Origin of the sequence: Hymenobacter ruricola, from assembly GCF_015694525.1 — a bacterium.
Classification (GTDB): Bacteria; Bacteroidota; Bacteroidia; order Cytophagales; family Hymenobacteraceae; genus Hymenobacter; species Hymenobacter ruricola.
Window position 1 is genome coordinate 164,039 of record NZ_JADQDM010000008.1, and the last position, 25,785, is coordinate 189,823.

Genomic DNA, 25,785 nt, shown 5'->3' on the forward strand with positions numbered 1-25,785 from the left:
TCTTTGCACATGAATGGTGTTCCTGTCCTTACCGGCCTTCCGCGCCTGCTGCGGGTTTTCTTCAGGCACTGGTGGGCGATAGCCGCGGTGCTGGCCGGCACGGGAACAGCCGCCGCCCAGGCCCCTGCCCTATCGAAAGCGTGGGTGCCCGACCTGGGCAACGGCACCTATAAAAACCCGGTGCTTTACGCCGACTATTCCGACCCCGACGTGGTGCGCGTGGGCAGCGACTTCTACCTCACTTCGTCGAGCTTCAACGCCGTGCCGGGCCTGCAAATCCTGCATTCTAAGGACCTGGTAAACTGGTCCATCATCGGGGCCGTGTTTGAGGCGCAGCCGCCGCTGGCGCGCTACGCCCTGCCGCAGCACGGCAACGGCGTGTGGGCGCCCGCCATCCGCTACCACAGCCAGGAGTTCTACATCTATTACCCCGACCCGGATTTGGGCATCTTCGTCACGAAGGCCAAAAACCCGGCCGGGCCGTGGTCGGCGCCCGTGTGCGTGAAGGAGGCCAAGGGCTGGATTGACCCCTGCCCGCTCTGGGACGCCGACGGCAAGGCCTACCTCGTGCACGGCTTCGCGGGCTCGCGGGCCGGCATCAAAACCATCCTGGCCGTGAGCCCGATGAGTGCCGACGGCAAGCGCCTCACCGGCCCCGACGTGCTGGTGTTCGACGGCCACAAAGACCAGCCCACGCTCGAAGGGCCGAAGTTTTACAAGCGCAACGGCTACTACTACATCTTTGCCCCGGCCGGCGGCGTGCCCACCGGCTGGCAGCTGGTGCTGCGCTCGAAAAGCGTGTACGGCCCTTACGAAGAGCGCATTGTGATGGACCAGGGCAAAACCACCGTCAACGGTCCGCACCAGGGCGCCTGGGTCGACACCGACGCGGGCGAAGACTGGTTCCTGCATTTCCAGGACCAGGGGCCCTACGGCCGCGTGGTGCTGCTGGAGCCCATGGTGTGGAAAAACGACTGGCCCATCATCGGCGAAGACCCCGACGGCGATGGCAAGGGCCAGCCCGTGCGCACCCACCGCAAGCCCCGCATCGCGGGCAAGGCGCAGCCCCTGGCCACGCCCGCCACTTCCGACGAGTTCGGCCGTGCCCGGCTGGGCCTGCAATGGCAGTGGCACGCCAACCCGCAGGACTACTGGGCCTACCTGAACCCGGCGGGCGGCTACCTGCGCCTCTACTCCGTGGCCCTGCCCGAAGGCTTCAAAAACTACTGGCAAGTGCCCAACCTGCTCCTGCAAAAGCTGCCCGCCGACGTGTTCACGGCCACCGCCAAGCTCGCCTTCAGCCCCCGCGTGGAAGGTGAAAAAGTGGGTTTGATGATGATGGGGCTCGATTACGCTTACCTCTCCATCGCCAACACCGGCGGCAAGCTACAGCTCAGCCAGACCGTGTGCAAGGACGCCGACAAGCTGACGGCCGAAACCGCCTCGGCCCCGGTGGAAGTGCCGGCCGCCCAGGCCAGGCAGCCCATCTACCTGCGCGTGGCGGTGAAGGCCGGCGCCAAATGCCAGTTCAGCTACAGCTTCAACGGCCAGACGTTCCAGCCGCTGGGGGCCGAGTTCCAAGCCCGCGAAGGCAAGTGGATTGGCGCCAAAATGGGCCTGTTCTGCTCGCGTACGGCCAAGTTCAACGATGCGGGCAATGCGGACATCGACTGGTTTCGCGTCGAATAGCCGATGGACTTCACCCCCTGCCGCCGCTTCATCTGATTCTGACTTTTAACTTCCTGCCATGCTGTTGTTGGGAATAGACCTGGGCACTTCTTCCGTCAAGGTGTCGGTGGTGGATGCGGCCACGCGGCAGACGCTGGCTTAGGTCAGCGCTGGATAAGGCCGCCCCGTGGGCTCAGGACCGCCTCTGTGCCCCGCCCGTGGACGTGGCCCAGCTGCCCGTGAACCTGCCCACCGGCGGCTGGACCGCGCTGGCCAACGCCGAGGGCAAAACCGTGCACCTGCCCGCCACGGTGGAGCAGTACTACCGGGGCCAGAACGGCAACAGCTTCGGCTTGAGCAGCAGTTGTTGCTGAACACGCTGCGCTGGAGAGGCATGCCGCAACAAGCGACAGCAGGGAAGAACGTCATGCCGAGCGCAGCGAAGCATCTCTACCGCAATGGTAATCCAGTCATTTGATGTAGAGATGCGCTTGTTGCCTTTGGCCATCTGGATGTCGCAGCGTGCCTGCGCGTTGCCCGTTCCCGTGCGCCGTGGCGGCGCCGCTGGCGCGCGGGGCCGGCCGCTGGCGCCGGTCCAGGACGAGCGGCAACGGGGTGCCGGCACAACAGCCACCGTGGAAACACGGGCCGGGCGGGTAATTTTTGGTGAGCGAAACTACGCCATTTCAGCCAGAACGGCCCGGCTGCACCCGTGGTCCGCAATCCGTAGCGCACCTTTGCCACCGCATTTATCCAGTTGAAGTTAAATAAATTGCCGCTTCAACAGACTGCGACTATGAAAGCAACCGAAATCGCAACAGCGCCTGCCGATGCCCTGCGCTCCCAGACGCTCTACCACGGCACCAAGGCCAACCTGAAACCAGGCGACCTGATTGGACCCGGCTTCAAGTCAAACTACGGCGCGCGAAAAAAGGCGGCCTACATCTACCTAACCGCCACCCTGGACGCGGCCACTTGGGGCGCCGAGTTGGCCTTAGGCGACGGCCCCGGCCGCATTTACATAGTAGAGCCCACCGGCCCGATGGAAGACGACCCAAATCTGACGGACAAGAAATTCCCCGGCAATCCAACTAAATCCTACCGTTCCAAAAGCTCGCTCCGGGTAACCGGCGAGGTCGCCGATTGGCAAGGCCACTCCCCCGAGCAGCTCAACGCCATGAAGGAAAACCTGGAACGACTGAAGCAACTTGGGATTGAGGCGATTGAGGATTGAATTTGCTGTAAGAAAAACAACCTATTATAAGCACAAAATCACGAAAGGCATGAATGTAAATTTTGACAATATTTATGAACACATTATTTCAATTAACGACTCTCATTTGAAGTGGCGTTTTACGGAAGATAAATTCAATAAATTACCCAATGAGCACCTTCACCAAGTTAATCCTTTAGATAAAGCAGCCTCGCGATTTCTGTGGGAATTTATTATGCAAACCAATTTACATGATGATATACCTTTCAAAAAAGGCTTATTTAGAGTAACTGATAAAGCAAGAATTCTGGATAACAACCGTGATGAGGTTAAGAAATGGCTTTATCAACGTGGATTTGCATTTGACAAACCAGTTTTCTTGTCTTGGCAGCCAACAGAAGCAGCAATAATCCCCTGGAAAATACTTGTTAAGTATTTTGATAGTTTCTATTACGGAAGCGCCGATGATTTAACAGTTATAGACCAAAGCTTAAACTGGTCTCTGCTGTTTTACCACGAAGATGAAATTTACTTTGGAACGAACACAAAATACGTTGCAAGTAAAACATTTGAAGACACTGATTTTATCTGGTAATAATTTCAAGTATTCTTCTGCCAATAGTTTATCTGAATGCAAAAGCAGAGCCGCGAATGGAAACGCCCCGCAATCAACTCGTTGCGGGGCGTTTCTATTCGCGGCTTAAGCTGCTGCAGCTACGCGCGGGGCGTGCCTACTGCCAGCCGCCGCCCAGGGCCCGGTACACGTTCACCGTGGCGTTGAGCTGCTGCATCTTGGTTTCGATGAGGTCGAACTTCGATTCTAAGGCGTCGCGCTGGGTGAAGAGGACTTCCGTGTACTCGGCCCGGGCCGAGCGGAACAGGCTGTTGGAGATGTCGATGGACTGGTTCAGGGCCGCTACTTCCTTGGCTTTGGCGTCGTAGCTCTGGGCCAGGTTGCCGATGTTGGAAAGCTGGTTGCTCACCTCGATGTAGGCGTTCAGCACGGTCTTTTCGTAGCGGTACACGGCCTGGGTTTGCGCGGCGTTGGCGCTGTAGTAGGTGGCCTTGATGCCGTTGCGGTTGAATAGCGGCCCGGCCAAATCGGCGCCCAGCGAGTACAGCATCGACTCGGGCGTGGACGCCAGCAGGCCCGGCGTGAAGGCGGCCAGCCCGACGCCGCCCGACAGGCTCAGCGAGGGGTAAAAGTTGGCCCGCGCCACTTGCACGTCCAGCTTCGCGGCCACCAGCTGCTGCTCGGCCTGCCGAATGTCGGGGCGGTTGCTCAGCAGCTGGGTGGGCAGGCCGGCCGTGATGACGGACGGCTGCAAGTCGTTGAACGTGGCGTCGTCGCGCACCACCGGCTGCGGGTAGCGGCCGGCCAGGTAGTTCAACTTGTTCTCGGTTTCGGTGATGCGCTGCTGCAGCTTGAACTGCAGGCTGCGGGTGTTTTGCACCTGGGCCTCGAAGCGTTTCACGGCCAGCTCCGTGGTGCGGGCCGACTCTTTTTGCAGGCGCACCAGCTCCAGCGCGTTGCTCTGGATGCCGATGTTCTGCTTCACGATGGCCAGCTGATTGTCCAGCGCCAGCAGCTCGTAATACGAGTTGGCAATCTCGGCCACCAGGTTGGTCACCGTGAAGTTTTTGCCTTCCACCGACGCCAGGTAGCGCATGGCGGCGGCCTTCTTGGCGTTGCGCAGCTTGTGCCAGATGTCGACTTCCCAGGTGGCAAACGCGCCCAGCTCGAAGTTGGTGAGCGGGTCGGGCGTGTGCCGGTCCTCCTTGATGTCGACCTGCTCCTCGGTGGCGCCTTGCAGGGTGTAGCGGCCCACTTTTTCCACGTCGGCGCGGGCGCCCAGGCCCACGAAGGGCAGGTATTCGCCGCTGCGGGCGCGCACCTCGTTGCGGGCAATCTCGACTTCCTGCAGCGTGATGTTCAGCTCCTGGTTGTTTTGCAGGGCCGTCTCAATCAGCGCTTTTAGGTTGGGGTCGGTGAAAAACTGCTTCCACTGCACGCGGGCCAGGTTGGCGCTGTCGATGGGGGCGGCGGCGCTGGCGGTGGGGTAGCTGGCCGGCGTGTTGCGGCTCTCGTTCTTCACCACCAGCTCCGGCGTTTTGCAGGCGCCTACGGCAAGCGCCAAACCGGCGGCGCTCAGGCATTGATATAAGCGTTTCTTAAGCATAAGGCTCCATTTCTTCTAATTGCACGCGGGGCTCTACGCCTTCGAGGATGGGGGCTTCGTTCTCGTCCCGAATCAGTTTGTTATCGCCGGCCAGGGTGCCGAAGAAGTAGTACAGGCCGGGGATGATAATCACCCCGAACACGGTGCCGAACAGCATGCCGCCCAGCGCCGACGAGCCAATGGTGCGGTTGCCGATGGCACCCGCGCCGGTGGCCACCACCAGCGGAATCAGGCCGGCGATGAAGGCAAACGACGTCATCAGAATGGGGCGGAAACGCACTTTGGCGCCTTCAATGGCCGCGTCGCGCACGGACATGCCTTCCTCGTGCTTCAGGGCCGCGAATTCGACGATAAGCACCGCGTTTTTACCCAACAAACCCACCAGCATTACCAAGCCCACCTGGGCGTAGATGTCGTTGGCCAAGCCAAACATTTTGATGAACAGGAAGGACCCGAACACGCCCGCCACCAGCGAGAAAATAACGGCCAGCGGCAGCAGGAAGCTTTCATACTGCGCGGCCAGCACCAGGTACACGAACACCAGCACCACCAGGAAAATCACGGTCGACTCGTTGCCGCGGCTCACTTCGTCTTTCGACAGCCCGCCCCAGTCAATGTCGTAGCCGTGGGGCAGCTCCTGGGCCACTTCCTGCACTGCCTTGATGGCCTCGCCCGAGCTGTAGCCCTCGGCCGCGCCGCCGCGAATGGAGGCGGTGGTGTACATGTTGTAGCGGTTGATTTCGTTGGCGCCCTGCGACTTCACGATTTTCATGAAGGCCGAAAACGGCACCATTTCGCCCTTGTCGTTCTTGGCCCACATGTTCAGGATGTCTTGCGGCAGCTTGCGGTATTCGGGCGAGGCCTGCACGTACACCTTAAAGAAGCGCTGGTACTTGATGAAGCCCAGCTCATAAGTTGAGCCCACCATGATGCTGAGCGTGTTCATGGCGTTGCCGATGCTCACGCCCTTTTGCATGGCCAGCTCGTTGTCAATCTTGAGCTCGTACTGCGGATAGTCGGCCGAGAAGAAGGTGAACAGGCCGGCCAGCTCCTTGCGCTTCTTGAGCTTGGCCATGAATTCCTCGTTCACTTTTTCCAGCGCCTTATAGTCGCCCGAGTTGGTTTTGTCCAGCAGCTGCAGCTGGAAGCCGCCCGCCGCGCCGTAGCCCGGCACTGCCGGCGGCTCGAAGAATTCGATGGTCGCGCCGGGGATTTCGTGCGCTTTTTTCTCCAGGTTGCCGATGATGTCGGCAATGGATTCCTTGCGCTCCGACCACGGCTTCAAGTCCAGCAGCAGGGTGCCGGCGTTCGAGCCGCGGCCCTCGGTCAGCACTTCGTAGCCGGCCAGCGAGGAGATGTTGGCAATGCCGGGAATGTCCTTGGCCAGGCTGGCCAGGCGCTGCGACACGGCGTTGGTTTGCTCCAGCGTGGTGCCGGGCGGCGTCTGCACAATGGCGTAAATCAGGCCCTGGTCTTCGCTGGGGATGAAGCCGGCCGGCAGCTTGGCCGTGATGGCCCAGATGCCCAGCCCGAAGGCCAGCAGCATGGCGAAGGTGATGAGGCGGCTGGCCACAATCTTCTCCAGCAGGCCCGTGTAGCTGTTCGTCAGGCGGTCGAACCCGCGGTTGAACCAGTCGAAGAAGCGCTGCAGGGGCGATTTCTTCTTGGGCTGGCCGTGGTGGTTTTTCAGAATCATGGCGCAGAGCACCGGCGTCAACGTCAGGGCGACGAGGCCCGAAATCACGATGGCCGTGGCCATGGTGATGGAGAACTGGCGGTAGAAAATGCCCACCGGGCCGCTCATGAACGACACCGGGATGAACACGGCCGTCATCATGACGGTGATGGCGATGATGGCGCCGCTGATTTCGCCCACCACTTTGCGGACGGCGTTGTAGGGCGATAGATGCTCCTCCTCCATCTTGGCGTGCACGGCCTCAATCACCACAATGGCGTTGTCGACCACGATGCCGATGGAAAGCACCAGCGCAAACAGCGTAATCATGTTGATGGTGAGCCCAAAAGCCTGCATGGCCATGAACGAGCCCACCAGCGACACCGGCACGGCCAGCGCCGGAATCAGCGTCGAGCGCCAGTCGCCAAGGAACAGGAACACCACCAACGCCACCAGAATGAAGGCGTCGCGCAGGGTGTGGATTACGTTCTCAATCGAGGCGTCGAGGAAGTTCGACACGTCGTAGGTGATTTTGTAGTCCATGCCGGGCGGGAAGCTGGTTTTCTTCAGCTCTTCCAGCTTGGCTTTCACCTCTTTGATTACGTCCGAAGCGTTCGAGCCGTAGGTCTGCTTCAGCACGATGGCCGCCGAGGGGTACTGGTTCAGGTTGGAGTAGATGTCGTAGAACTCCGAGCCCAGCGACACGTCGGCCACGTCTTTCAGGTGCAGGCTTTCGCCGTTGGCGTTGGCCTTGAGAATGACGTTCTTATACTCCTCCACGTCATTAAAGCGCCCTTTGTAGCTCAGCACGTACTCCAGCGACTGCGCCTGCCCGCCGTCGGAGCGGCCGATACGGCCCGGCGAGCCGATGACGCTCTGCTCGCCCAGGGCCTTCATCACGTCGTCCACCGAAATGTTGTAGGCCCGCATGCGGTCGGGTTTCAGCCACACGCGCATGGCGTACTGCCGGCTGCCCAGGATGTTGGCCCGGCCAATGCCGCTCAGGCGCTGCAGCTCGGGCAGCATGTTCACGCCGGCGAAGTTGAACAGGTACTTCATGTCCGTGTTCTTGTCTTTCGAGTACAAGTTCACGTACATCAGCATGTTGGGCACCACGCGGTTCACCACCACGCCTTCGCGCTGCACCAGCTCGGGCAGGCGGTTGAGCACCTGCGCAATGCGGGTGTTCACGTTCACCACGGCCTGGTCGGGGTCGGTGCCCAGGTTGAACACAATCTGAATGTTGGCCTCGCCGGCCGATACGGCGTCGGAGGTCATGTACTTCATGCCCGGCACGCCGTTCACGGCCTGTTCCAGCGGAATCAGCACCGACTCGGTGAGCACCTTGGCGCTGGCGCCGGGGTAGGCAGCGCTCACCATCACCAGAGGCGGCGAAATCTCGGGAAACTGCGACGTGGGCAGCTTCATGATGGCCAGCCCGCCCATCAGCAGGATGACAATCGAAATAACAATGGCAAATACTGGCCGACGAATGAATTTACTAAACATATCTGCTGGCTATTTATTAAAATGACTGATTTAGAGCCGATAACCCTCTGGTAAATGCAGCCGAAGCAGCTCTGCCGCTTCGTTGCAGCGAAGTGATTGTTCTCGTGGCAGAGCTGCTTCGGCTGCGCCCAACAGGACGGCCGGACCCTATTCGCTGTACACTTTCAGGTGCGAGATGACGTCCTGCGGCTCCCGGAAATCATAGGCCACTTTGTCGCCGTCCTTCACCTTGCGCAGGCCTTCGAGCAGAATCCGGTCGGTGGCATTAATGCCGGATTTGAGGACGTAGAGGTCGGGCATTTCGGAGGCAATGCCGATTTCGCGCTGGTGCACCACGTTGTTTTTGTCGACCACGAAGACGTACTTTTTCTCCAGAATCTCGAACGTGGCTTTCTGGGGGATAATCAGGGCGCCTTTCAGCGGCACGGTCATGAGCACGCTGCCGGTTTCGCCGTTGCGCAGCAAGCCGTCGGGGTTCGGGAAAGTGGCGCGGAAGGCGATGTTGCCGGTTTCGTTGTTGAAGTCGGCCTCGATGGTTTGCACGATGCCGGTCTGGTCGAACACCTCGTTGTTGGCCATGCGCAGCTTCACGTGCGCGGCCTTGTCGTTGGTTTTGGCGTGCGCCTTGTAGGCCAGGTACTCCGCCTCGGGCACGTTGTAGTACACCCACATTTTGCTGTTGTCGGAGAGCGTCGTCAGCAGGTCGCCCTCGTCCACGAGGCTGCCCAGCCGGGCCTGGAAGTGGTCCATGATGCCGCTGAAGGGCGCCTTCACCGTCGTGAACTGCAGGTGCGTCTGGGCCAGCGAGACTTCGGCGTTGGCCTTGTCGAACTTGGCCTGCGCTAGCGCTAACTCGCTGCCGGATACGATGTTCTTGTCGGCCAGCTTCTTGGTATTCTGGTACTCCAGGCCCACGTAGTTGGCCTCGGCCTGCGACTTTTTCAGCTCGGCCTGGTACACCGTGGGCTTAATCTGAAACATGGTCTGGCCCTGCCGCACCAGTTGTCCCTCGTCCACGAAAATCTTTTCCAGGTAGCCCTTTTCCAGCGCCCGCAGCTCGATGCGCTGGAAGGAGTGAATCTGGGCCACGTACTCTTTGGTGATGGTCGTGTCTTTCAGCAGCGGGCTGGTAGCCACCAGTTTCAGCGGCTCTTCTACTTCCTTTTTTTCTTCTTTGCAGCCGCTGGTGTACAATAGTGCCCCGCAACTCAGGAGCATCAACATTCTTTTCATAAGGACCTTAGAGAATACAACGGGCTTGGGGTAATGCATTGAATCGGGGTAAGATGGGAAGCAGAACCAGCGCCAATCGCCTGGTTTTCCAGAAATTGAGGAGTTGGCCGGCCCGCGGCAGCCGGGGCCGGGCCACCCATTCCATCGACTTCCCGCGGTTGCGTAATGGATGGTTGTACATGCTCGAAATCAGCTTTGCTCATGTAGCAGAAAGCCGTTGGTGGCCGGCGGGCGGGAAATTGCCGGGTCCAAATCCAAACTGAAAGCATAACATCTGGGGTGGGAAGGCCAATGCTGCACAGCTTGTGTCGGGGGTTGACGCTGCAAACCAACGCCCAATGGCATGAAGCCGAAATGAAGGAACAACCCAACCGCCCCCGTAAACCCGCCCGCTTCGCCGGGGGCTTTTCATCGACCGGCCGACTCAATGGTCAACCGTATTCAACAAGCTAATCCGCTCGCTAAGAACTTACTATAATAAATACTTTAAAATACGTCCAACTTCCGAGCGGCCAAGAAGCCGGCCCGTGCAAGCCGGACGCACCCAGCTACCGATGAAAAACTTCATAAAGCGAGGTCTGCCCCCGCTGGCTTCGCTGCGGCCCGGTTGGGATGGTGCCTTGGCGGCTTTGCCAGCCGCTGGGCCGGGATGCGGCCGGCCGGAAGCAAAAAACAGGCACGCAGCTTCTGCCACGGCGCGAGGGAGCGCCCCATTCTGGTTGTGCAAAGTAGCGTTTGGGTGCCCGTCACCGCCCGTTGATTACCAAGGGTAACCATCGAAAAAACAAGGTTTTATTTTATGATGATTGAATAGGATATACCGGTACTACCGCTTTCCTTTGCCGCGATGCTTGACAAAGCTTTGCTCTTCCTCGCTACCGAACTAAACGACTACTTCGGCCGCTCTTTCCAGCTTCTGGAGGACCGGGCCGTGCTGTCGGCCCACCTCAACCCGGACGGCACCCCGGCCACCGCCATCGCCAACAAAGTGAGCGTGACGCTAGTGAACCTGGCCCCGGAATCGACCGTGCGCAACCTGCAGGCCGAGCGCAGCGGCAACGGCGAGCTACGGCTCAACCCCGCCATCAAGCTCAACCTGTGGGTGCTGTTTGCGGCCAACTTTGGTGACTACGACGAGGCCCTCAAGTTTCTGAGCAGCACGCTGGCCTTTTTTCAGGGCCGGCCCGTCTTCACGCCCCAGAATTCGCCCCGCCTCGACCGCAGCTTCGACCGCCTGGTGGTGGAGCTGGAAACCCTGACCTACCACGAACTGAGCAACTTGTGGGGCGTGCTGGGCAGCAAGTACACGCCCTCGGCCCTCTACAAGGTCAAGCTCGTCACCATTCAGGACGGCGCGGTGCAGGACCGCACCCCGGCCCTCACCGGCCTCGGCGTCAACCCCACTCCCCGCGCCGCGCCATGACCACCAGCTACCAGGTGCTGTGCCGCGTCGAGATGCGCCACGCCTACTTCGCCGACGGCCTCATGCGCGGGCTGGCCGCCCGGCCCAGCGGCCTCACCACCGAGCGGCTGCGGCGGGTAGGCCTGCTCCTGCGCCCTAGCTCCACGGGCTTCGAAATCATCTACGCCGGCGCGGCCGGCAGCCCGCCCCCGGACGGCCTGCGCGCCGCCTTCCCGCTGGTGTTCAGCCTGCACCCGCCCGACGCCAGCTTTGCCATTTACACCGGCCTGCTGCCCGCCCCGGCGCCCACCGGCAAGAAGGCCGGCAAGAAAGCCAGCGCGCCAGTGCCCCCCGGGCCCGCCCCGGCCAGCGTGCGCTACCTGGCCCCGGCGCCCGCCAACGCGTTGCGCCTGCACCCGGGCGACGTGCTGAGCGAGGCCGACCGCCTGCCCCTGCGCCCGCTGGTGTTTCAGCAGGCGCTGCCGGCCGGCACCCGCACCGCCGCCCTGCGCCACTACCCTGACGGCCCCACCGTGTGGGAAACCGCCCTGCTGCCCACGGCCGAAACGCTGCCCGTCAACCTGCGCGCCGAAGGCAACGGCGCCTACGAGCTGCGCCTGGGCAAGGCCGCGCCCGACGTGTTTTTTGCCGCCGACTTCCCTGCGCCGGCCTGCCCCTGGGCCGTGCTGGAGCTGGGCCCGGCCGTGCTGGCCACGCCCGGCGCCACCTATACGCTGGGCCTGGCGGCGCGGCGCACCTACTGGCAGTACCAGCTGATGAGCAGCCGCCCCCTGCCCGAAGGCCTGGCCATCGACGCAGGGGAAGCCCCCGTCGGTTTCGAGCAGGCCCCCGGGCTGCCGGGCACGGCCCTCAGTTTCTTGGCCACGGCCGACCAGCCGCTGGCCGAGCGCTACCCCGGCGCGGCCTGCCGGCTGGTGCTGCCCGAAGCCGGCCGGGCACCCCGCGTAATGCACCCCGCATTGCCTTATGCAAGTCCTTCAGCACTTCGATTAATAAATAAATCGATAGAACAATTGATTATCACGGACATCTTTGTACAATTGTAGCCGAAACGCGCTTCTCGTTCCTTTACTCCACCTTCTTTTTTTACCTAATGGCAGCTCCCTATACTACCCCCGGCGTGTACATCGTCGAGAAGAATGCATTTCCCAACTCCGTGGTGCAGGTCGAAACGGCCCTACCGGTGTTCATCGGCTTCACGCAGAAGGCGACCTACAACGGCAAGGACCTGACCAACATCCCGACCCGGGTCGACTCCCTCAAGCAGTTTGAGGACTACTTCGGCACGGGCTTCGTGCAGAAATTCACGCTGGCCGACTACGCCGCGAACGACAACCCGATGATTGAGGCGTCCAAAATCGGCTTGCTCGCGTCCCCCGGCAAGATGTACCAGCTGGTGCCGGCTGAAAACGACAAGCTTTACTACCTCTACAACGCCATCCGGCTGTTCTATATCAACGGGGGCTCGACCTGCTACATTCTCTCGATTGGCAACTACGCCACCGACCTGACCAAAGACCTGTTCATCAATGCCATTGGCACACTGGTGTACGAGCAGGACCCCACCATGCTGCTGTGCCCCGACGCGCTGCGCCTCGACAACGACGGCGACTACAATGACGTGATGACAGCCATGCTGGCCCACTGCGCCAACGTGCAGAGCCGCATCGCCATGTTTGACGTGCGCGAAGGCGCCGTGACGAAAGTGGACGACATCACCGACAAGGTTCTGGCGTTCCGCACCGGCGTGGGCCAGAACTTCCTCAACTACGGCGTCGCGTACTTCCCCTGGGTCAACACCTCGGTCATCGCCGACACCGACCTCTCCTTCTACAACCTCGACGCGGCCTCGCTAACCCTGCTGCGCGGCCTCCTCAACCCCCTGGACGCTGATTTGAAAGCCGGCACCACGCGGCCGGCGGGCACCGAGGAAATGAAGGTGCCCGAGCTGGCGCTGGAACCCGACCCGCTCAAAGCCCAGAACATCTTCGACGTGGCCGCGCTGCTGCTCGTCGACTCCAACGTGCCCACCCCCGACCCCGCGCCCGAAGGCTACAGCCACGCGCAGGCCGTGGTGGACAAGCGCCGCGCCATCGACAACTCGCTGCGCACGCTCTACCCCGACTACAAGCTCATCATCAAGGCCATGACGACCTACCTGAACACCATGCCGGTGTCGGCGGCCATGGCCGGCGTGTACACGGCCGTGGACAGCAGCCGCGGCGTGTGGAAAGCCCCCGCCAACTGGAGCCTCAACGCGGTGGTGTCGCCCACGGTGTCGCTCAGCGACAAAGACCAGGGCCGCCTCAACATCGACCCCACCACAGGCAAGTCCATCAACGTCATCCGGGCCTTCAAGGGCATGGGCGTGATGGTGTGGGGCGCCCGCACCCTCGACGGCAACAGCCAGGACTGGCGCTACATCAACGTGCGCCGCACTATGATAATGATTGAGCAGTCGGTGAAGCTGGCGGCCCACGCCTACGTCTTCGAGCCCAACGACGCCAACACCTGGGTGACCGTCAAGAGCGCCATCAACAGCTTCCTGTTCAACCTCTGGAAGCAGGGCGCGCTGGCCGGCTCCGTGCCCGACGACGCCTACCAGGTGCTCATCGGCCTGGGCAGCACCATGACCGCCGACGACATCCTCGACGGCTACATGAACGTGACCGTGCTGGTGTCCATCGTGCGCCCGGCCGAGTTCATCGAACTCACCTTCCAGCAGCAAATGCAGAAGTCGTAGGCCGGCCCGGCCCCGCGGCTCCTTTTCTAAAGCGCATCATTTTCATTTCTACTTTTCCTCCCAAACATCATGGCAGACGACGGCAGCGCCCAAAGTCAGAATATCTGGCCTCTACCCAAGTTTTACTTCCAGGTCGACGGCCTGGGCGGCGGCGTGGGCAACTACTTCCACGAGGTGAGCGGCCTCGACACCGAGTCGCAACCCATTGAGTACCGGCACGGCAACAGCCCGGTGTTCTCGCCCATCAAGATGCCCGGCCTGCAGAAGGTGGGCAACGTAACGCTCAAGAAGGGTATCTTCGTCAAGGACAACAAGTTCTGGGCCTGGTACTCCACCATCAAGATGAACACCATGCAGCGGCAGACGGTGGTGATTAAGCTGCTCGACGAGTCGGGCGCGCCCACCATGACCTGGACGCTGAACAACGCCTGGCCGACCAAGATTCAGGGCACCGACCTGAAGGCCGACGGCAACGAAGCGGCCATCGAAACCATTGAGTTGGCCTACGAAACCCTGGTGGTGGCCAATGGCTAACGCTAACGACGGCCGCCGATGACTCCGTTTTATCCGCCGCCCAGCTTCTATTTCCGGCTGCGGTTTGCGGGCATCAGCTCGGCGCGCGACAACGGCTTTCAGGAAGCATCGGGGCTCGACGTGGAATGGGAGATGGAGGAAATCCGCGAAGGCGGCCAGAACGACTACGCGCACCGGCTGCCCAAGACGGTGAAGTACCACAACTTGGTGCTGCGCCGGGGCTTCGTGAGCGCCAACTCCCAGCTGGCCGAGTGGTGCAACAGCACGCTTTCGGCCGACTTCACGACGCCGCTGGTGCTGCACGACATTCAGCTGCACCTGCTGAACGCCGAGCACAAGCCGCTGGCCGCCTGGGCGTTTCGCGATGCCTGGCCGGTGAAGTGGAAGATGTCGGATTTCCGGTCGCAGGAAAACGCGCTGGCCATCGAAACCATCGAATTTGCTTTTGCCAACTTTCAGCGCGTGCCGACCAGCTAAGGACTGATGCCCATTGAAATCCGCGAACTCGTAATAAAAGTGACGGTGCAGGACGACGCCCGGCCCGCCCAGCCGCCCCCCGCGGGCGGGCTGGGCGGGCCCGACCTGCAGCGCTGGCAGCAGGAGCTCACGCGCGCCTGCGTGCAGGAAGTGCTGGACGAACTGAGCCGCCGCGCGGAACGCTGAAACCCGACACGAAACCCGGCGCGGGCCCACTGGACGCCCCGCGCCGCGGCCACCGCTTACTCCTTTCTACCTTAGCACCATGGCGCTGGTTAAAATGACCTTGCAGGCCTTCACCGACGGCAAATTCCAGTCGGCGGCGGGGCCCAAGCACAGCGTGTTTCTGAACCCGGAAACCATTTCGCACAACAGCGAAAACTCCTACGACACGCCGCACCCGCCGGGCAGCCCCGGCGACACGCCGCGCTTCAACTACGCCAGCCAGGGCAAGCTCGCGTTCAGCCTGGTGCTGGACGGCACCCGCCCGATTGACGGCAAAACATTAGAAGTCAGCACCGAAATAAAGACCCTGCGCAGCCTGGTGTTTCTCTATCACGGGGCCATTCACAGCCCGTACTACGTGCAGGTGAGCTGGGGCAAGCTGGTCTTCAACGGCCGGGCCACGAGCTTCAACGTCAGCTACTCACTGTTTCGGCCCGACGGGTCGCCGGTGCGGGCCAAGGTGGACCTGAGCTTCGTGAGCTTCATCGACGCGAAAACGCTGGCCCTGGAAGCCGACCCGCAGTCGGCTGACCTGACGCACCACCACGTGGTGCAAGCCGGCGACACCCTGCCGCAGCTCTGCTACCGCATCTACGGCAGCGCGCAGTACTACATTCAGGTGGCCGAGCGCAACAACCTGGTCAATTTCAGCCACCTCACGCCCGGCACGCGGCTGCGGTTTCCGCCCCTGCGCGCGTAGGCAGCTGACCTTCAATTGATAATTCGCATTCAGAGTTAATGGCAGCAACCGCAAGTTTCGTGACCGCCGGGCTGGTGTCGTACAGCATCACGGTGGGGGGAGAAAACGTGACGGCCATCAACGACACGTACCGGGTGCTCTCCATTTCGGTGTCGAAGGGCGTGAACGCCATCAGCACGGCCCAGGTGGTGCTCATTGACGGCGACATGGCCACGGCCGAGTTCCCGGTTACGGATTCCGACACGTTCGAGCCCGGCACCCCGATTGACATTTCGGTGGGCTACGACAACGTGAACAAAAAGATTTTCAGCGGCATCGTGACGGGCTACCAGTTGGGCTCGCAGGGGGCGCAGGGCGTGAAAATCACGGTGTCGTGCAAGGACAAAGCCGTGAAGCTGTCGGGCGTGCGCCAGACGCGGGCCCACAAAAAGCAGCCGGTCAGCGACACCATCACCGAAATTCTGGGCAAGCACCCCGGCCTGGGCCTCTCGTCCACCATCGCCGCCACCACCGACCCGGAGCAGGCTGTGCAGCAGGACCTTACCGACTGGGACTACATTGTGACGCGGGCCGAGATGAGCGGGCAGGTGGTGGTGAGCGACCAGGGCCAATTCGAGACGAAGACGCTGGCCACCCTGGGCGAGCCGGTGCTGGCCCTGGAATACGGCACCAACGTGTACAGCTTTTCGCTGCAGGTGGATGCCCGCACCCAGCTGAGCAGCGTCACGGCGCAGTCGTGGTCGCTCGACACCGGCGAGGCCGTGGAAGTGACCGCCAAAACGCCCGACCTGAAAACGCCCGGCAACGTGGAAAGCAGCACCCTGGCCGATGCCCTGGGCCAGACCGACTACAAGATGTTTGCCACGGCCGACATTGAGCAGGGGCCGCTGCAAAAAATGGCCGACACCATGCTCGCCAAGCGCACGCTGGCCAAGGTGCAGGGCACGGTGGAAACGCCGGGGGTGGACATAGCGCCGGGCAGCCTCGTGAGCCTGAGCCGCATCGGCAAGCGCTTCAGCGGCAACGGGTTTGTGTCGAAGGTGGCGCACGCCATTAGCGGCGGCGACTGGAAGACGACGCTGACGCTGGGCATGAACGAAAAGTGGTTTGCCGAAACCAAGCCCGACGTGAGCCCTTCGGCCGAGACGGCCAAGGTGGTGGCCGGCGGCGCCAACGGGCTGTACAAAGCCGTGGTGAAGGCCATTCAGCCCGACGACGAAAGCAAGTACCGGGTCCAAATCACCCTCAACGACCTCGACAAGGCCGAGCTGTGGGCCCGCCTGGCCCAGCCCTACGCCACCGACGGCGCGGGCATGTACTTTTTCCCCGAAGTGGGCGACCAGGTCATTGTGGGCTTTCTGGGCGGGGCGAGCAGCTCGCCCATCATCCTGGGCTCGGTGTACACCAAAAACCGCAAGCCGGCCTACACCCCCGACGACAAGAATTCCACCAAAGCCATTGTGACGAAAAACAAGCTCACCCTGGAATTCGACGACGACAAGAAAATCATCACCCTGAAAACCCCCGCCGGCAACAAGCTCGTCATCAGCGATGCTGACGGCGGCAAGGGCCTGGCCCTCACCGACCAGCAGGGCAATACCGTGACCCTCTCGGACCAGGGCATTTCGGTGGTCAGCAAGTCGACGCTCAGCCTCAAGGCCGACCAGGACCTGACGCTGGAATCGACCACGGGCAACGTCAGCATCAAGGGGGCGCAGGGCGCGACGGTGAAGGCGCCCACCGTGAGCGTCACGGCCGACGCCTCCCTCACCCTGAAAAGCAGCGGCGTAGCCGAGCTTTCGGCCAGCGCCACCACCACGGTGAAAGGCGCGATAGTCATGATTAACTGATTTGCACCCAGCGCCTGCTTTCTTATTTTTACATTCTTCTACCTTCCATTATAAAGCAACCATGCCGCCCGCTGCCCGCCTCACCGATATGCACACCTGCCCGATGGTGACGCCGGGCCTGCCGCCCATTCCGCACGTGGGCGGGCCCGTGCTGGGGCCGGGCGAGCCCACGGTGCTCATCGGCAAGCTGCCGGCGGCCGTGGTGGGCGATATGGCCACCTGCGTGGGCCCGCCCGATTCCATTGTCATGGGCTCGACTACGGTGCTGATTGGCGGCAAGCCGGCGGCCCGCATGGGCGACCCCACGGCGCACGGCGGCACCATTGCGCTGGGGCTGCCCACGGTCATGATAGGAGGCTGAAAACGATGGCACACGAACGCAGTTCAACGTTTCTGGGGCAGGGCTGGTCGTTTCCGCCCCGCTTCGACACCGGCACCAAATCTCTGGCCCTGACGCGCGACGAGGAAGACGTGCAGCAGAGCATCTACATCCTGCTGCACACCGAACCCGGCGAACGCATCATGAACCCCGAGTATGGCTGCCCGTTGCGGCAGTTTTTGTTTGAAACGCCCACCCTCACGCGGCTCACCGAGCTGCAGCAGGTGGTGGAGCGGGCCATTCTGCACTTCGAGCCGCGCGTGATTGCGGGCCAGGTGCGGGCCAGCACCGACCAAATCAACGATGGCCTGCTGCTGCTGGAAGTGGACTACACCATCCGCACCATCAACAGCCGGCACAACGTGGTGTACCCTTTCTACTACCGCGAAGCCACTTTGCTGGACACTTAACTTATGGCGCAGCCAGCCGAGCGCCCGTTGGGGCAGTACAACAGCGGAGGAGCCTCGCAGGCCGAGCGGATGCCCGCCATGCTGCCGCCCGACCGCCTGGCCCTGGACGGGCGCACGCTGCCGCAGCTGCTGGCGTACCTGTCGCGGTTTTCGCGGCAGGTGGCTTTTTGCACCAACCCCGCCGTGGCCGCCCAGGGCGTGTGGGACCTGGCCCGGCACCGCAGCCTGCTGCTGCTGGCCGAAGTGGCCACCCAGCCGCTGGGCCGCCGCACCGACGCCGTATCGGCCAAGATGGCCGTGCTGTACGAAAGCTCCACCTCGCCGGCGCACCGCCTGCAGGCCCGGCAGCTCTTGGTGAAGCTGCTGGCGTACGAGTTGGCCAAGCTCAACCGCTGGGTGCTGTACCACCGCGGCAGCAACCAGCAGCCGCGGTTTGCGGGGGCCCTGGCGCGCATGGTGCGCGAACTGCTGCCGGGCCTGTACGAGGCCGCGCACTACGAGTACCTGCTGCTGCGCACCGGCCCCGCGCTGGGCGACGGCCCGCGCCGCCTCTCGGCTGGGCCGGAGGGCTCGGTGGCGCAGGCCTTATCCAAGGGCTTGGTGCGCGATTTTGGGGCCGTGCTGCCGGGCGGCGTGACGCGGCCCGACCCCGTCGCCGACGCCCGCGCCCACGAAGACTACGCCGACCAGCTGCGCAACGGCACCCGAAAGCCCGAAGAGGTAATCCGGCTGCTGGGCGAACTGCTGTGGCAGACCTACAAGGCCCAGGCCACCCTGGTGGAAGTGGCCCGGCTGGAGCTGGACGACACCCTGAACAGCCGCGCCGGCCTGCACCCCGAGCTGGGGTTGCTGGTGGGCTTTGTGGAACTGTACGCCCACGCCCAGCGCGAGCTGAACGACATTCCGCGGCGGCACCTCAACTATTATTACGAGGACGTGCTGCACGCCCGGCACCGCCCCAGCCAGCCCGACCGCACCTACCTGGCGTTCGCACTGGCCGAGGGCCGCACCCGCTACGTGCTGCCGGCCGGCACCGTGCTCGACGGCGGCAAGGACGAGGCCAAGCGGCGCATCCTCTTCGCCACCGACGCCGACGCCGAGCTGGGCAGCTGGCGCGTGGCGGCGCTGGCCACGCTGCTGGTGGCCAACGACGGCGCCAAAATCAAGGCCCGGCGCCGGGTCACGGGCGTGTTCAACTCGGCCATGCGCGACCCCGCCACCGGGGCCTGGCCGGGGGCCGAAAACGACGCCCGCTGGCCGCTCTTCGGCGCCGACCCCGCCCAGCACCTGGCTTCCATCGACCCGCTGCGGCCCGCGGAGGTGGGCTTTGCGGTGGCCGCGCCCACGCTGGCCCTGCAGGAAGGCCTGCGCGAGATAACCCTGCGGCTACGGGCCACCGCCACCAGCTTTGCCGAATTTCAAGACCTGCTGGCCACCAGTGCCCCGGGGGTGCCCCGCGATGCCCAGGAGCAGCAGCGGGTGCTATTCGGCGCGTTTGTGGCGCAGGGCACGGGGCCCTCGGGCTGGCTGCCGCTGCAAGTGGTGAGCGTGGACTTGGACCCCGCCGCGGTCACCATCAACTGGACGCTGCGGCTGGAGCGCGACCAGCCTCCGCTGGTGCCCTACGGCCCCGAGCGCCACGGTGAGCGCCTGAGCACCAGCCAGCCCGTGGTACGCCTGCTGCTCAACCCCGGCGCCACCACCTACGGCTACTCCTATTTCGCCAACCTGGTGCCCGTGGAGCTGCGGGTGCAGGCCAGCGTGCGGCATCTGCGTCCCACCGAACTTTCCAACCAGCTGGGCACGCTTGATGGCAGCGGGCCATTTTACCCATTTGGTTCGCGCGCCATGCCCGGGGCCGGCCTGGTGGTGGGCGTGGCCGAGCTGCTGGGCAAGAACGTGACCGGCATCACCTTGGCCCTGACTTGGCAAAACCTGCCGCGCCAGGGGCTGGCCGCCTACTACGCGGGCTACGCCGACAACGCCGCGCAGCTGTTTGCCGACGACGCTTTTCAGGTGAAGGTGGGCTACCTGGCCGACTACCGCTGGCAGGCGGCTGTGCCCAAGGCCAAGACGCGCCTGTTTGCCCCCGGCACGGGGCGCGGGCCCGCCCTGGCCCCCCAGACGCTGGTGAAGCTGGAGCGGCCCGGCCGCCTCACGCCGGCCCCCAACGGCTCGACCGGGCTGGTGCGCCTCGTACTGGCCGGCCCGGCCCCGGGCTTCGGCGCCGACCTCTACCCGCAGGCCCTGGCTGACGCCGTGCGCTACAACCACCGCCACCGGCGCCGTCCCCGGCCGCTGCCCCAGGTGCCCTTCGTGCCCGTGCTGCAGCAGCTCACCGTCAGCTACACGGCCGAGGAAGTGCTGGTGCCCGGCCAGGCCAACAGCCCGGCGACTTTCTACCACCTGCACCCGTTTTTCGGCTACGAGCCGGCCAACGCCGGCGCCGTGCGCCTGCTGCCGCTGCTGGACCGCGAAGGCACGCTGCTGGTGAGCCTCAGCCCCGACGCCGCCGGTCGCGACGTGAGCCTGCTGTTTGAGCTGGCCGTGCCGACGGATACGGACGACGTGCCGCCCACGCCCGAGTGGACGTTTCTGGACGGCGACGAGTGGCGGCCGCTGGCCCAGGCCAGCGGCTACGCCGATGTGGCCCCGGGCTTCGCCAACAGCTGCCGGGTGGTGCTGACGCTGCCCAACGGCCCGGGCATCACACAACACCAGTTGCTGCCCAGCGGCTGGTGCTGGCTGCGGGCTACCGTGCCCGACCGCACGGCCGCCTTCGGGCTGGTGCGGGCCCTGCACCTGCGCCTGGTGCAGGCCACTCGCCTCACCACCGGCGACCCCGCGCCGGCGCCCTTTCAGGGGCCGCTGGCGCCCGGCACGCTGGTGCGCCTGCTCTCGCCGCTGCCGGGCGTGGTGGCCGTAACGCAGCCCGTTCCCTCCTGGGGCGGGCGGGCGGCCGAAACCCAGCCCGCCTACTACACCCGCGTGAGCGAGCAATTGCGCCACCGCGGCCGCGCCCTGACGCCCTGGGACTACGAGCGGCTGCTGCTGGAGCAGTTTCCCGACGTGCACAGCGCCAAGTGCCTCACGGCCGACCAACTGCCCCTGCCCGAAGAAGACCCCGGCGACACCGGCCCGCGCCGTGCCCGCCGCCCGGCGGGAGTGGTGGAAGTGGTGGCCCTGCCGAGGTACGACTTGGTGCCCGGCAACCCGCTGCCGCTATTCGGCAACGGACAGTTGGTCCTCATGCAACAGTACTTGCAGGAGCGCGCCTCGCCGGCCGTGCGGGTGCGGGTGCGCAACCCCGCCTATGAGCAGGTGCAGGTACGGGCCACGGTGGCGTTTCGGCCGGCGGCCGGTGGGGGGCAGGCCGCCTACGAGCCCCAGCTGCAGGCGGCACTGGCGGCCTACCTCTCGCCCTGGGGCCAGGAGAGCGTGCAGCAGGGCGGTTTTCACAAGCGTCTGACGCTGCCTGGCATCGCGGCTTTTCTGCACCAGCAGCCCTATGTGGCGGGCAGCACAGGGCTCTCGGCCGTGAAGACCGGGGTGCTTGATGGGCGGCACCGCTTCTACGATTCGGCCACCGACCCCCGCAAACCGGTGGCCGAGCTGGGGGCGCTGGCGCCCTGGGCCGTGCTGGTGTCGGCGCCCCGCCACGAGCTGTACGTGGTGCCCCGGGTGACAACGCCCGCCGCGCCGGCGCCGACTGGCATCGGCCACCTGCGGATTGAGCAGGACCTGGCGGTGGCCGACGAGTTTTGATTAAAGTAGGGATAGTGAAGTTGTAAACTCTATGACCTATAAATAATAAAGAACGTCATGCTGAGCTTGTCGAAGCATGACGCTCGCTTCGTTGTATTCATTTTGAGTACTGCTGCCCGCGAGATAATTCGGCTGCGCTCAGCATGACGTTCTTTCTAAATTGACACCAAAAAACGACATCAAAAGCCTCAAAGCAGAACCACAGGTCATAGGCACCGCTTCCGCCAAACTCCATTTCTGTCTACCTTTATTTCCATCTACCTTTACTTTATGCCTGCTTCTACTCCCCTGAGCGTGCCCAAGGACCGGAAAACGCTCAAAAACTACTTCCGCAAGGGCAGCCTGCCCACTGAGCAGCACTTTGCCGACCTGATTGACTCGGCTGTGAACCGGCTGGACGACGGCTTCACGCACTCGCCGGACAATGGCTGGCAGGTGGCCGGCTCGGAGGAGCGCAGCCGCCTATTGGCCCTCTACCAGGACCTTAAGAAGCTGGAAGCCAAGCTGCCCTCGTGGCTGCTGGAGCTGCCGCCCCCCGCCGACGGGCAGCCGGGCGGCGGGCTGAGCTTTTCGGTGCCGAGCCCGCCCGACGAAGTGGGCGCCAAGGCCCGGCCCGCCGCCACCGGGCCGCCGCCCAACGTGAGCCGGCTGCACCTGCAGGCCGACGGCAAAGTGGGCATCGGCACCACCCGGCCCACCGACCAGCTCGACGTGCGCGGCTTCGTGGCCAGCCAGGGCCGCATCGGCATGTACGTGGACGCCGCCCAGCCCAGCAACGAGGTAGCGGCCGACGGCGAGTGGAAAACCATCATATCGGGCCTGAATGGCCTGAATGCCTTTGAGATAGTGGCCGCCGCCTACGGCCCCTCCGGCAGCGGGCGCTACGCCATCACCCACGCCACGGCGCTGAGCGCGTTTGGGCGCTCGCGCAGCCGCGTGTACCAGCGCGATGCCTGGTTTTGGGGCTGGTTTCAGAAAATCAAGTTCCGCTGGGTGGGCGGGGTCGACAATTATGCCCTGCAGATGCGCACGGCCAGTTCGTTTGGCGACGGCAGCCGCATTGTGTACCACATTACCCAGCTGTTCGACGACCGCCGCCCGGTTGCGCCAGCGGCTACGGCCGCGGCCGCCGTGGTGGTCCCTGCGGCCGCGCCCGCGCAGGTGCTATAAACCGGGCCGGCTCAGCCAGCCGGTTCGGGCTAGCTAAGCCGGCCGTTCTTTTCTGTTTTCTTTGCCCGCCGTGCTCGACGACGACACCCTCAAACCCCTGGTCACCGACCTGCCGCTGCCGGCCGGGCAGGACTACGCGGCCCTGCGCGCCGAGGGGCTGCGGCATCTGCAGCGGCTGAGCGGGCTGGTCTGGACCGACTACAACGACCACGACCCCGGCGTGACGCTGCTCGAAGCCCTGTGCTTCGCGCTGACCGACGTGAGCTACCGGGCGGCCCTGCCCATGGCCGACCTGCTGGCCGTGCCCCCGCTGGCCCGCGCCGACAACCGCCTGCTGGTGCCCCCGCACCAGGCGTTTGCCAACCACCCGGTGACGCTGGACGACTACAAAAAGCTGGTGCTGGACCGGTTTCATGGGCAGGTGGAAAATGCCTGGGTGACTCTGCTGCCCCGCGACCCCGGCCAGCCCGCGGCCGCCGCCGGCCACTACCGCGTGGCCCTGGAGCTCTACCCCGAGCCGCCCGGCGAGGCCAGCCCGCTGGGCGCCCCTGAGCGCGCCCGGCTGCTGGCCCAGGTGCAGCACACCCTCAACCGGAACCGCAACCTGGGCGAGGTATTTGGCCCGGCGGTGCTGCTGAACCTGCACCCCGTGGTGGTGGGCGGCCGCTTCGACTTGGGGCCCGACCAAAACTCGGTGACCGTGCTGGCCGAGCTGCTCCACGAGCTGAGCGAGGTCATCGACCCCAGCCTGGAAACCATGCGGGCCCGCGATGCCCTGCGGCAACACATGGCCGTGGAAGACATTTTTTCGGGCCCCCGCGTGCAAAACCAGCTGTATGTGCAAAGCACTTTCCGGCCCCAGACCCGGCAGGTGGTGCTGGGCACGCTGCTGCGCCAAACCGGCCTGGCCGGCGGCCTCACCGGCCAGTACCAGGTAATTGACCTGCAGCTCTACGACGGCGCGCCCGGTGCCGACCAAACCACCGCCGTCGAGCAGCTGGTGTTCGCCGACAACGAGGTGGGTAGCCTCGACGCCACCGAAAGCCTGCGCCGCCTCACGCTCACCCGGCAGGGCGTGCCCATTGTGGTGGACCAGCAGCTGGTGCTGCGCGCCTACCGCAAGCTGGTGCGGACGGCCAACCAGCGCCGCCAGGGCGAAGGCGGGCCGGGCCAGCTCCGGCTGCCGCGGCGCCCCGGCCGCTACGCCAACCTGGGCCGCTACAGCTCGGTGCAGCGCCTGCTACCTACCCTTTACGGCGTGGGCGAAGACGGGCCTCTGCCCGACACGTCGGCCCTGGGCCGGGCCCACATTATGCAGCTGAAGGGCTACATGCTGCTGTTTGACCAGCTGCTGGCCGACTTTTGCGCGCAGCTGGCGCACGTGGGCGACTTTTTCTCCATTGCCTCGCAGCCCGAAACGTATTACAGCGGGCTACTCTACGACGTGCCGCACGTGGCCCCGCTGCTGCCCGGCACCAACATCAGCCCCGACGAGAGCTGGGGCTGGAAGGACCGCCGGGGCACCGAAGCCAAGTGGGACGCCTACAAGGCGCAGCCCCGCAACGCCTACCGCCGCAGCCTCGCCGCCCTCGCCGCCAGCAACGGCCCCAACCTGGCCCGCCGCCGCGATTTCCTGGCCCATATGCTGGCGCGCTTCGGCTACACCGTGCGGCTGCGCCACGAAACCCTGGACGCGGCCCTGGGCGAGGAGGAAGCCGCCGTGGTGGGCTACGAGCAGCTGCTGGCCCAGCTCGACCAGGCCACCTACCACCGGGGCGCGGCGTGGGTGCCGCTGCCCACGGCCCCCGGCCAGCCCGCGCGGGGCGAGTCGGGGCTGGAGCTGTTTTTGTTTTTGCTGGCCGGGGTGGAGTCGCTGGCCCGCAAGTGGGCGCGGGGCGAGCAGCTGTACCTGCTGGAGCGGCAGGTGCAGCTGGGCACCCAGCCCCACCCCAACACCCCGCCCCGGCTGGTGGTGCGCGGGCCGGCTCAGCATTTTACGCGGGTGCTCGACGTGTTGGAAGGCCAGCGCCGCCGCCCCGACCTGCTGGCCCTGGGCCCCGACACGCTGCGCCTGAACGTAGACTCCGACCACCCGCACGACATCTGGGAGGTGACGCTGGCCGGCGCCCCGCCCCCGCCCGGCGGCGCCCCGGGCATCGACTCGGTGGCGCAACGGCTGCTGGCCTTCGCGGCCGACTTCGACCGCCAGCTGGAGCGCGTGTGCCTGCTCGACCACGTGGTGCTGGAGCCTCTGGCCGCCCGCGAACCCAATTCGGGACTAGTACCCGACGAGTTTTACCACTGCCAGGCCACCATGCTGCTGCCCGGCTACGCCTACCGCTACCGCACCCAGCCGGGCCCCGACGGAGTGCGGCAGCCCTCAGCCAACCGGGCCACCCTGGAGCGGCTCATCCGCCAGTATGCCCCGGCGCACGTGCTGGTGAACATGGTGTGGCTGGATTATCCGCAGATGCGCGAGTGGGAGCACCTGTACGGCGTGCTGGCTCACACCAGCGACCTGCTGCGCGCCGACGGCCTGCCCGAGCGCGTGACGCTGGCCGCGGCCCAGCTGCGCGCCCGCGCTTTTCTGGAAGACCTGCTGGCCGCCGGCGCCGCCCCGGTCCGCTAGCC

General features: G+C 64.3%; 20 protein-coding genes. 17 read left to right on the forward strand and 3 right to left on the reverse strand.

Features of this window, described 5'->3' with window-relative positions; all coding sequences use genetic code 11:
* Positions 1–9 precede the first annotated feature (9 nt).
* The 4 genes from I2H31_RS16260 to I2H31_RS16275 all read left to right on the forward strand — a co-directional run bounded on the left by I2H31_RS16260 (position 10) and on the right by I2H31_RS16275 (position 3,476).
* Positions 10–1,689 carry a glycoside hydrolase family 43 protein gene (locus I2H31_RS16260; protein WP_196294101.1) on the forward strand — a complete coding sequence of 560 codons (1,680 nt, stop codon included), beginning with the start codon at positions 10–12 and terminating at the stop codon, positions 1,687–1,689.
* A 197-nt stretch (positions 1,690–1,886) separates the two neighbouring features.
* Complete coding sequence (locus tag I2H31_RS16265; RefSeq protein ID WP_196294102.1) at positions 1,887–2,042, forward strand: hypothetical protein; 156 nt, start codon at positions 1,887–1,889, stop codon at positions 2,040–2,042.
* Positions 2,043–2,464: 422 nt separating this feature from the next.
* Positions 2,465–2,902, forward strand: a complete 438-nt coding sequence (gene arr, locus I2H31_RS16270; protein WP_196294103.1) for an NAD(+)--rifampin ADP-ribosyltransferase — start codon at positions 2,465–2,467, stop codon at positions 2,900–2,902.
* 49 nt (positions 2,903–2,951) lie between these two features.
* On the forward strand, positions 2,952–3,476 hold the full coding sequence (locus tag I2H31_RS16275; protein WP_196294104.1) for a hypothetical protein: 525 nt from the start codon (positions 2,952–2,954) through the stop codon (positions 3,474–3,476).
* 136 nt (positions 3,477–3,612) lie between these two features.
* On the opposite strand, the gene I2H31_RS16280 is transcribed toward I2H31_RS16275, so the two are convergent.
* The 3 genes from I2H31_RS16280 to I2H31_RS16290 all read right to left on the reverse strand — a co-directional run bounded on the left by I2H31_RS16280 (position 3,613) and on the right by I2H31_RS16290 (position 9,478).
* Positions 3,613–5,061: a TolC family protein gene (locus I2H31_RS16280; protein ID WP_196294105.1), complete on the reverse strand. Its 1,449-nt coding sequence runs from the start codon at positions 5,059–5,061 to the stop codon at positions 3,613–3,615.
* Complete coding sequence (locus I2H31_RS16285; RefSeq protein WP_196294106.1) at positions 5,054–8,245, reverse strand: efflux RND transporter permease subunit; 3,192 nt, start codon at positions 8,243–8,245, stop codon at positions 5,054–5,056. Before I2H31_RS16285 ends, I2H31_RS16280 begins: the two co-directional genes overlap by 8 nt.
* A 147-nt stretch (positions 8,246–8,392) precedes the next feature.
* Positions 8,393–9,478, reverse strand: coding sequence for an efflux RND transporter periplasmic adaptor subunit (locus tag I2H31_RS16290; protein ID WP_196294107.1), 1,086 nt, complete (start codon positions 9,476–9,478; stop codon positions 8,393–8,395).
* Positions 9,479–10,325: 847 nt separating this feature from the next.
* Here I2H31_RS16290 and I2H31_RS16295 point away from each other — a divergent pair.
* From I2H31_RS16295 to I2H31_RS16355, 13 genes are all read left to right on the forward strand, one after another.
* A complete protein-coding gene (locus I2H31_RS16295) occupies positions 10,326–10,901 on the forward strand; it encodes a DUF4255 domain-containing protein (RefSeq protein ID WP_196294108.1) in 576 nt (191 codons plus the stop codon).
* Positions 10,898–11,947: a hypothetical protein gene (locus tag I2H31_RS16300; protein WP_196294109.1), complete on the forward strand. Its 1,050-nt coding sequence runs from the start codon at positions 10,898–10,900 to the stop codon at positions 11,945–11,947. Before I2H31_RS16295 ends, I2H31_RS16300 begins: the two co-directional genes overlap by 4 nt.
* Before the next feature lie 47 nt (positions 11,948–11,994).
* On the forward strand, positions 11,995–13,644 hold the full coding sequence (locus I2H31_RS16305; RefSeq protein ID WP_196294110.1) for a phage tail sheath family protein: 1,650 nt from the start codon (positions 11,995–11,997) through the stop codon (positions 13,642–13,644).
* Positions 13,645–13,713: 69 nt separating this feature from the next.
* Entirely contained in the window at positions 13,714–14,178 is a 465-nt protein-coding gene (locus tag I2H31_RS16310) for a phage tail protein (protein WP_196294111.1), read from the forward strand.
* Between the two features lie 18 nt (positions 14,179–14,196).
* Positions 14,197–14,655 (forward strand): phage tail protein, encoded by a 459-nt coding sequence (locus I2H31_RS16315; protein WP_196294112.1) that lies wholly within the window; start codon positions 14,197–14,199, stop codon positions 14,653–14,655.
* Between the two features lie 6 nt (positions 14,656–14,661).
* On the forward strand, positions 14,662–14,841 hold the full coding sequence (locus I2H31_RS16320) for a DUF5908 family protein (protein ID WP_196294113.1): 180 nt from the start codon (positions 14,662–14,664) through the stop codon (positions 14,839–14,841).
* 79 nt (positions 14,842–14,920) lie between these two features.
* Positions 14,921–15,580 carry a CIS tube protein gene (locus I2H31_RS16325; protein ID WP_196294114.1) on the forward strand — a complete coding sequence of 220 codons (660 nt, stop codon included), beginning with the start codon at positions 14,921–14,923 and terminating at the stop codon, positions 15,578–15,580.
* A 38-nt stretch (positions 15,581–15,618) separates the two neighbouring features.
* Entirely contained in the window at positions 15,619–17,430 is a 1,812-nt protein-coding gene (gene vgrG, locus I2H31_RS16330; protein WP_196294115.1) for a type VI secretion system tip protein VgrG, read from the forward strand.
* A 61-nt stretch (positions 17,431–17,491) separates the two neighbouring features.
* Positions 17,492–17,791, forward strand: coding sequence for a PAAR domain-containing protein (locus I2H31_RS16335; RefSeq protein WP_196294116.1), 300 nt, complete (start codon positions 17,492–17,494; stop codon positions 17,789–17,791).
* 5 nt (positions 17,792–17,796) lie between these two features.
* Positions 17,797–18,219, forward strand: coding sequence for a GPW/gp25 family protein (locus tag I2H31_RS16340; RefSeq protein ID WP_196294117.1), 423 nt, complete (start codon positions 17,797–17,799; stop codon positions 18,217–18,219).
* A gap of 3 nt (positions 18,220–18,222) precedes the next feature.
* Positions 18,223–21,984 carry a baseplate J/gp47 family protein gene (locus I2H31_RS16345; protein WP_196294118.1) on the forward strand — a complete coding sequence of 1,254 codons (3,762 nt, stop codon included), beginning with the start codon at positions 18,223–18,225 and terminating at the stop codon, positions 21,982–21,984.
* Between the two features lie 270 nt (positions 21,985–22,254).
* Positions 22,255–23,154, forward strand: a complete 900-nt coding sequence (locus I2H31_RS16350; RefSeq protein WP_196294119.1) for a hypothetical protein — start codon at positions 22,255–22,257, stop codon at positions 23,152–23,154.
* 70 nt (positions 23,155–23,224) lie between these two features.
* Positions 23,225–25,783 carry a hypothetical protein gene (locus I2H31_RS16355; RefSeq protein ID WP_196294120.1) on the forward strand — a complete coding sequence of 853 codons (2,559 nt, stop codon included), beginning with the start codon at positions 23,225–23,227 and terminating at the stop codon, positions 25,781–25,783.
* Positions 25,784–25,785 lie beyond the last annotated feature (2 nt).

What these genes read in the sequence shown, in the direction of transcription:
- I2H31_RS16260 (WP_196294101.1), top strand. Translation starts at nt 10, where the DNA reads ATGAATGGTGTTCCTGTCCTTACCGGCCTTCCGCGCCTGCTGCGGGTT.
- I2H31_RS16300 (WP_196294109.1), top strand. Translation starts at nt 10,898, where the DNA reads ATGACCACCAGCTACCAGGTGCTGTGCCGCGTCGAGATGCGCCACGCC.
- arr (WP_196294103.1), top strand. Translation starts at nt 2,465, where the DNA reads ATGAAAGCAACCGAAATCGCAACAGCGCCTGCCGATGCCCTGCGCTCC.
- I2H31_RS16280 (WP_196294105.1), bottom strand. Translation starts at nt 5,061, where the DNA reads ATGCTTAAGAAACGCTTATATCAATGCCTGAGCGCCGCCGGTTTGGCG.
- I2H31_RS16325 (WP_196294114.1), top strand. Translation starts at nt 14,921, where the DNA reads ATGGCGCTGGTTAAAATGACCTTGCAGGCCTTCACCGACGGCAAATTC.
- I2H31_RS16320 (WP_196294113.1), top strand. Translation starts at nt 14,662, where the DNA reads ATGCCCATTGAAATCCGCGAACTCGTAATAAAAGTGACGGTGCAGGAC.
- vgrG (WP_196294115.1), top strand. Translation starts at nt 15,619, where the DNA reads ATGGCAGCAACCGCAAGTTTCGTGACCGCCGGGCTGGTGTCGTACAGC.
- I2H31_RS16295 (WP_196294108.1), top strand. Translation starts at nt 10,326, where the DNA reads ATGCTTGACAAAGCTTTGCTCTTCCTCGCTACCGAACTAAACGACTAC.
- I2H31_RS16335 (WP_196294116.1), top strand. Translation starts at nt 17,492, where the DNA reads ATGCCGCCCGCTGCCCGCCTCACCGATATGCACACCTGCCCGATGGTG.
- I2H31_RS16290 (WP_196294107.1), bottom strand. Translation starts at nt 9,478, where the DNA reads ATGAAAAGAATGTTGATGCTCCTGAGTTGCGGGGCACTATTGTACACC.
- I2H31_RS16340 (WP_196294117.1), top strand. Translation starts at nt 17,797, where the DNA reads ATGGCACACGAACGCAGTTCAACGTTTCTGGGGCAGGGCTGGTCGTTT.
- I2H31_RS16315 (WP_196294112.1), top strand. Translation starts at nt 14,197, where the DNA reads ATGACTCCGTTTTATCCGCCGCCCAGCTTCTATTTCCGGCTGCGGTTT.
- I2H31_RS16285 (WP_196294106.1), bottom strand. Translation starts at nt 8,245, where the DNA reads ATGTTTAGTAAATTCATTCGTCGGCCAGTATTTGCCATTGTTATTTCG.
- I2H31_RS16350 (WP_196294119.1), top strand. Translation starts at nt 22,255, where the DNA reads ATGCCTGCTTCTACTCCCCTGAGCGTGCCCAAGGACCGGAAAACGCTC.
- I2H31_RS16305 (WP_196294110.1), top strand. Translation starts at nt 11,995, where the DNA reads ATGGCAGCTCCCTATACTACCCCCGGCGTGTACATCGTCGAGAAGAAT.
- I2H31_RS16345 (WP_196294118.1), top strand. Translation starts at nt 18,223, where the DNA reads ATGGCGCAGCCAGCCGAGCGCCCGTTGGGGCAGTACAACAGCGGAGGA.
- I2H31_RS16310 (WP_196294111.1), top strand. Translation starts at nt 13,714, where the DNA reads ATGGCAGACGACGGCAGCGCCCAAAGTCAGAATATCTGGCCTCTACCC.
- I2H31_RS16275 (WP_196294104.1), top strand. Translation starts at nt 2,952, where the DNA reads ATGAATGTAAATTTTGACAATATTTATGAACACATTATTTCAATTAAC.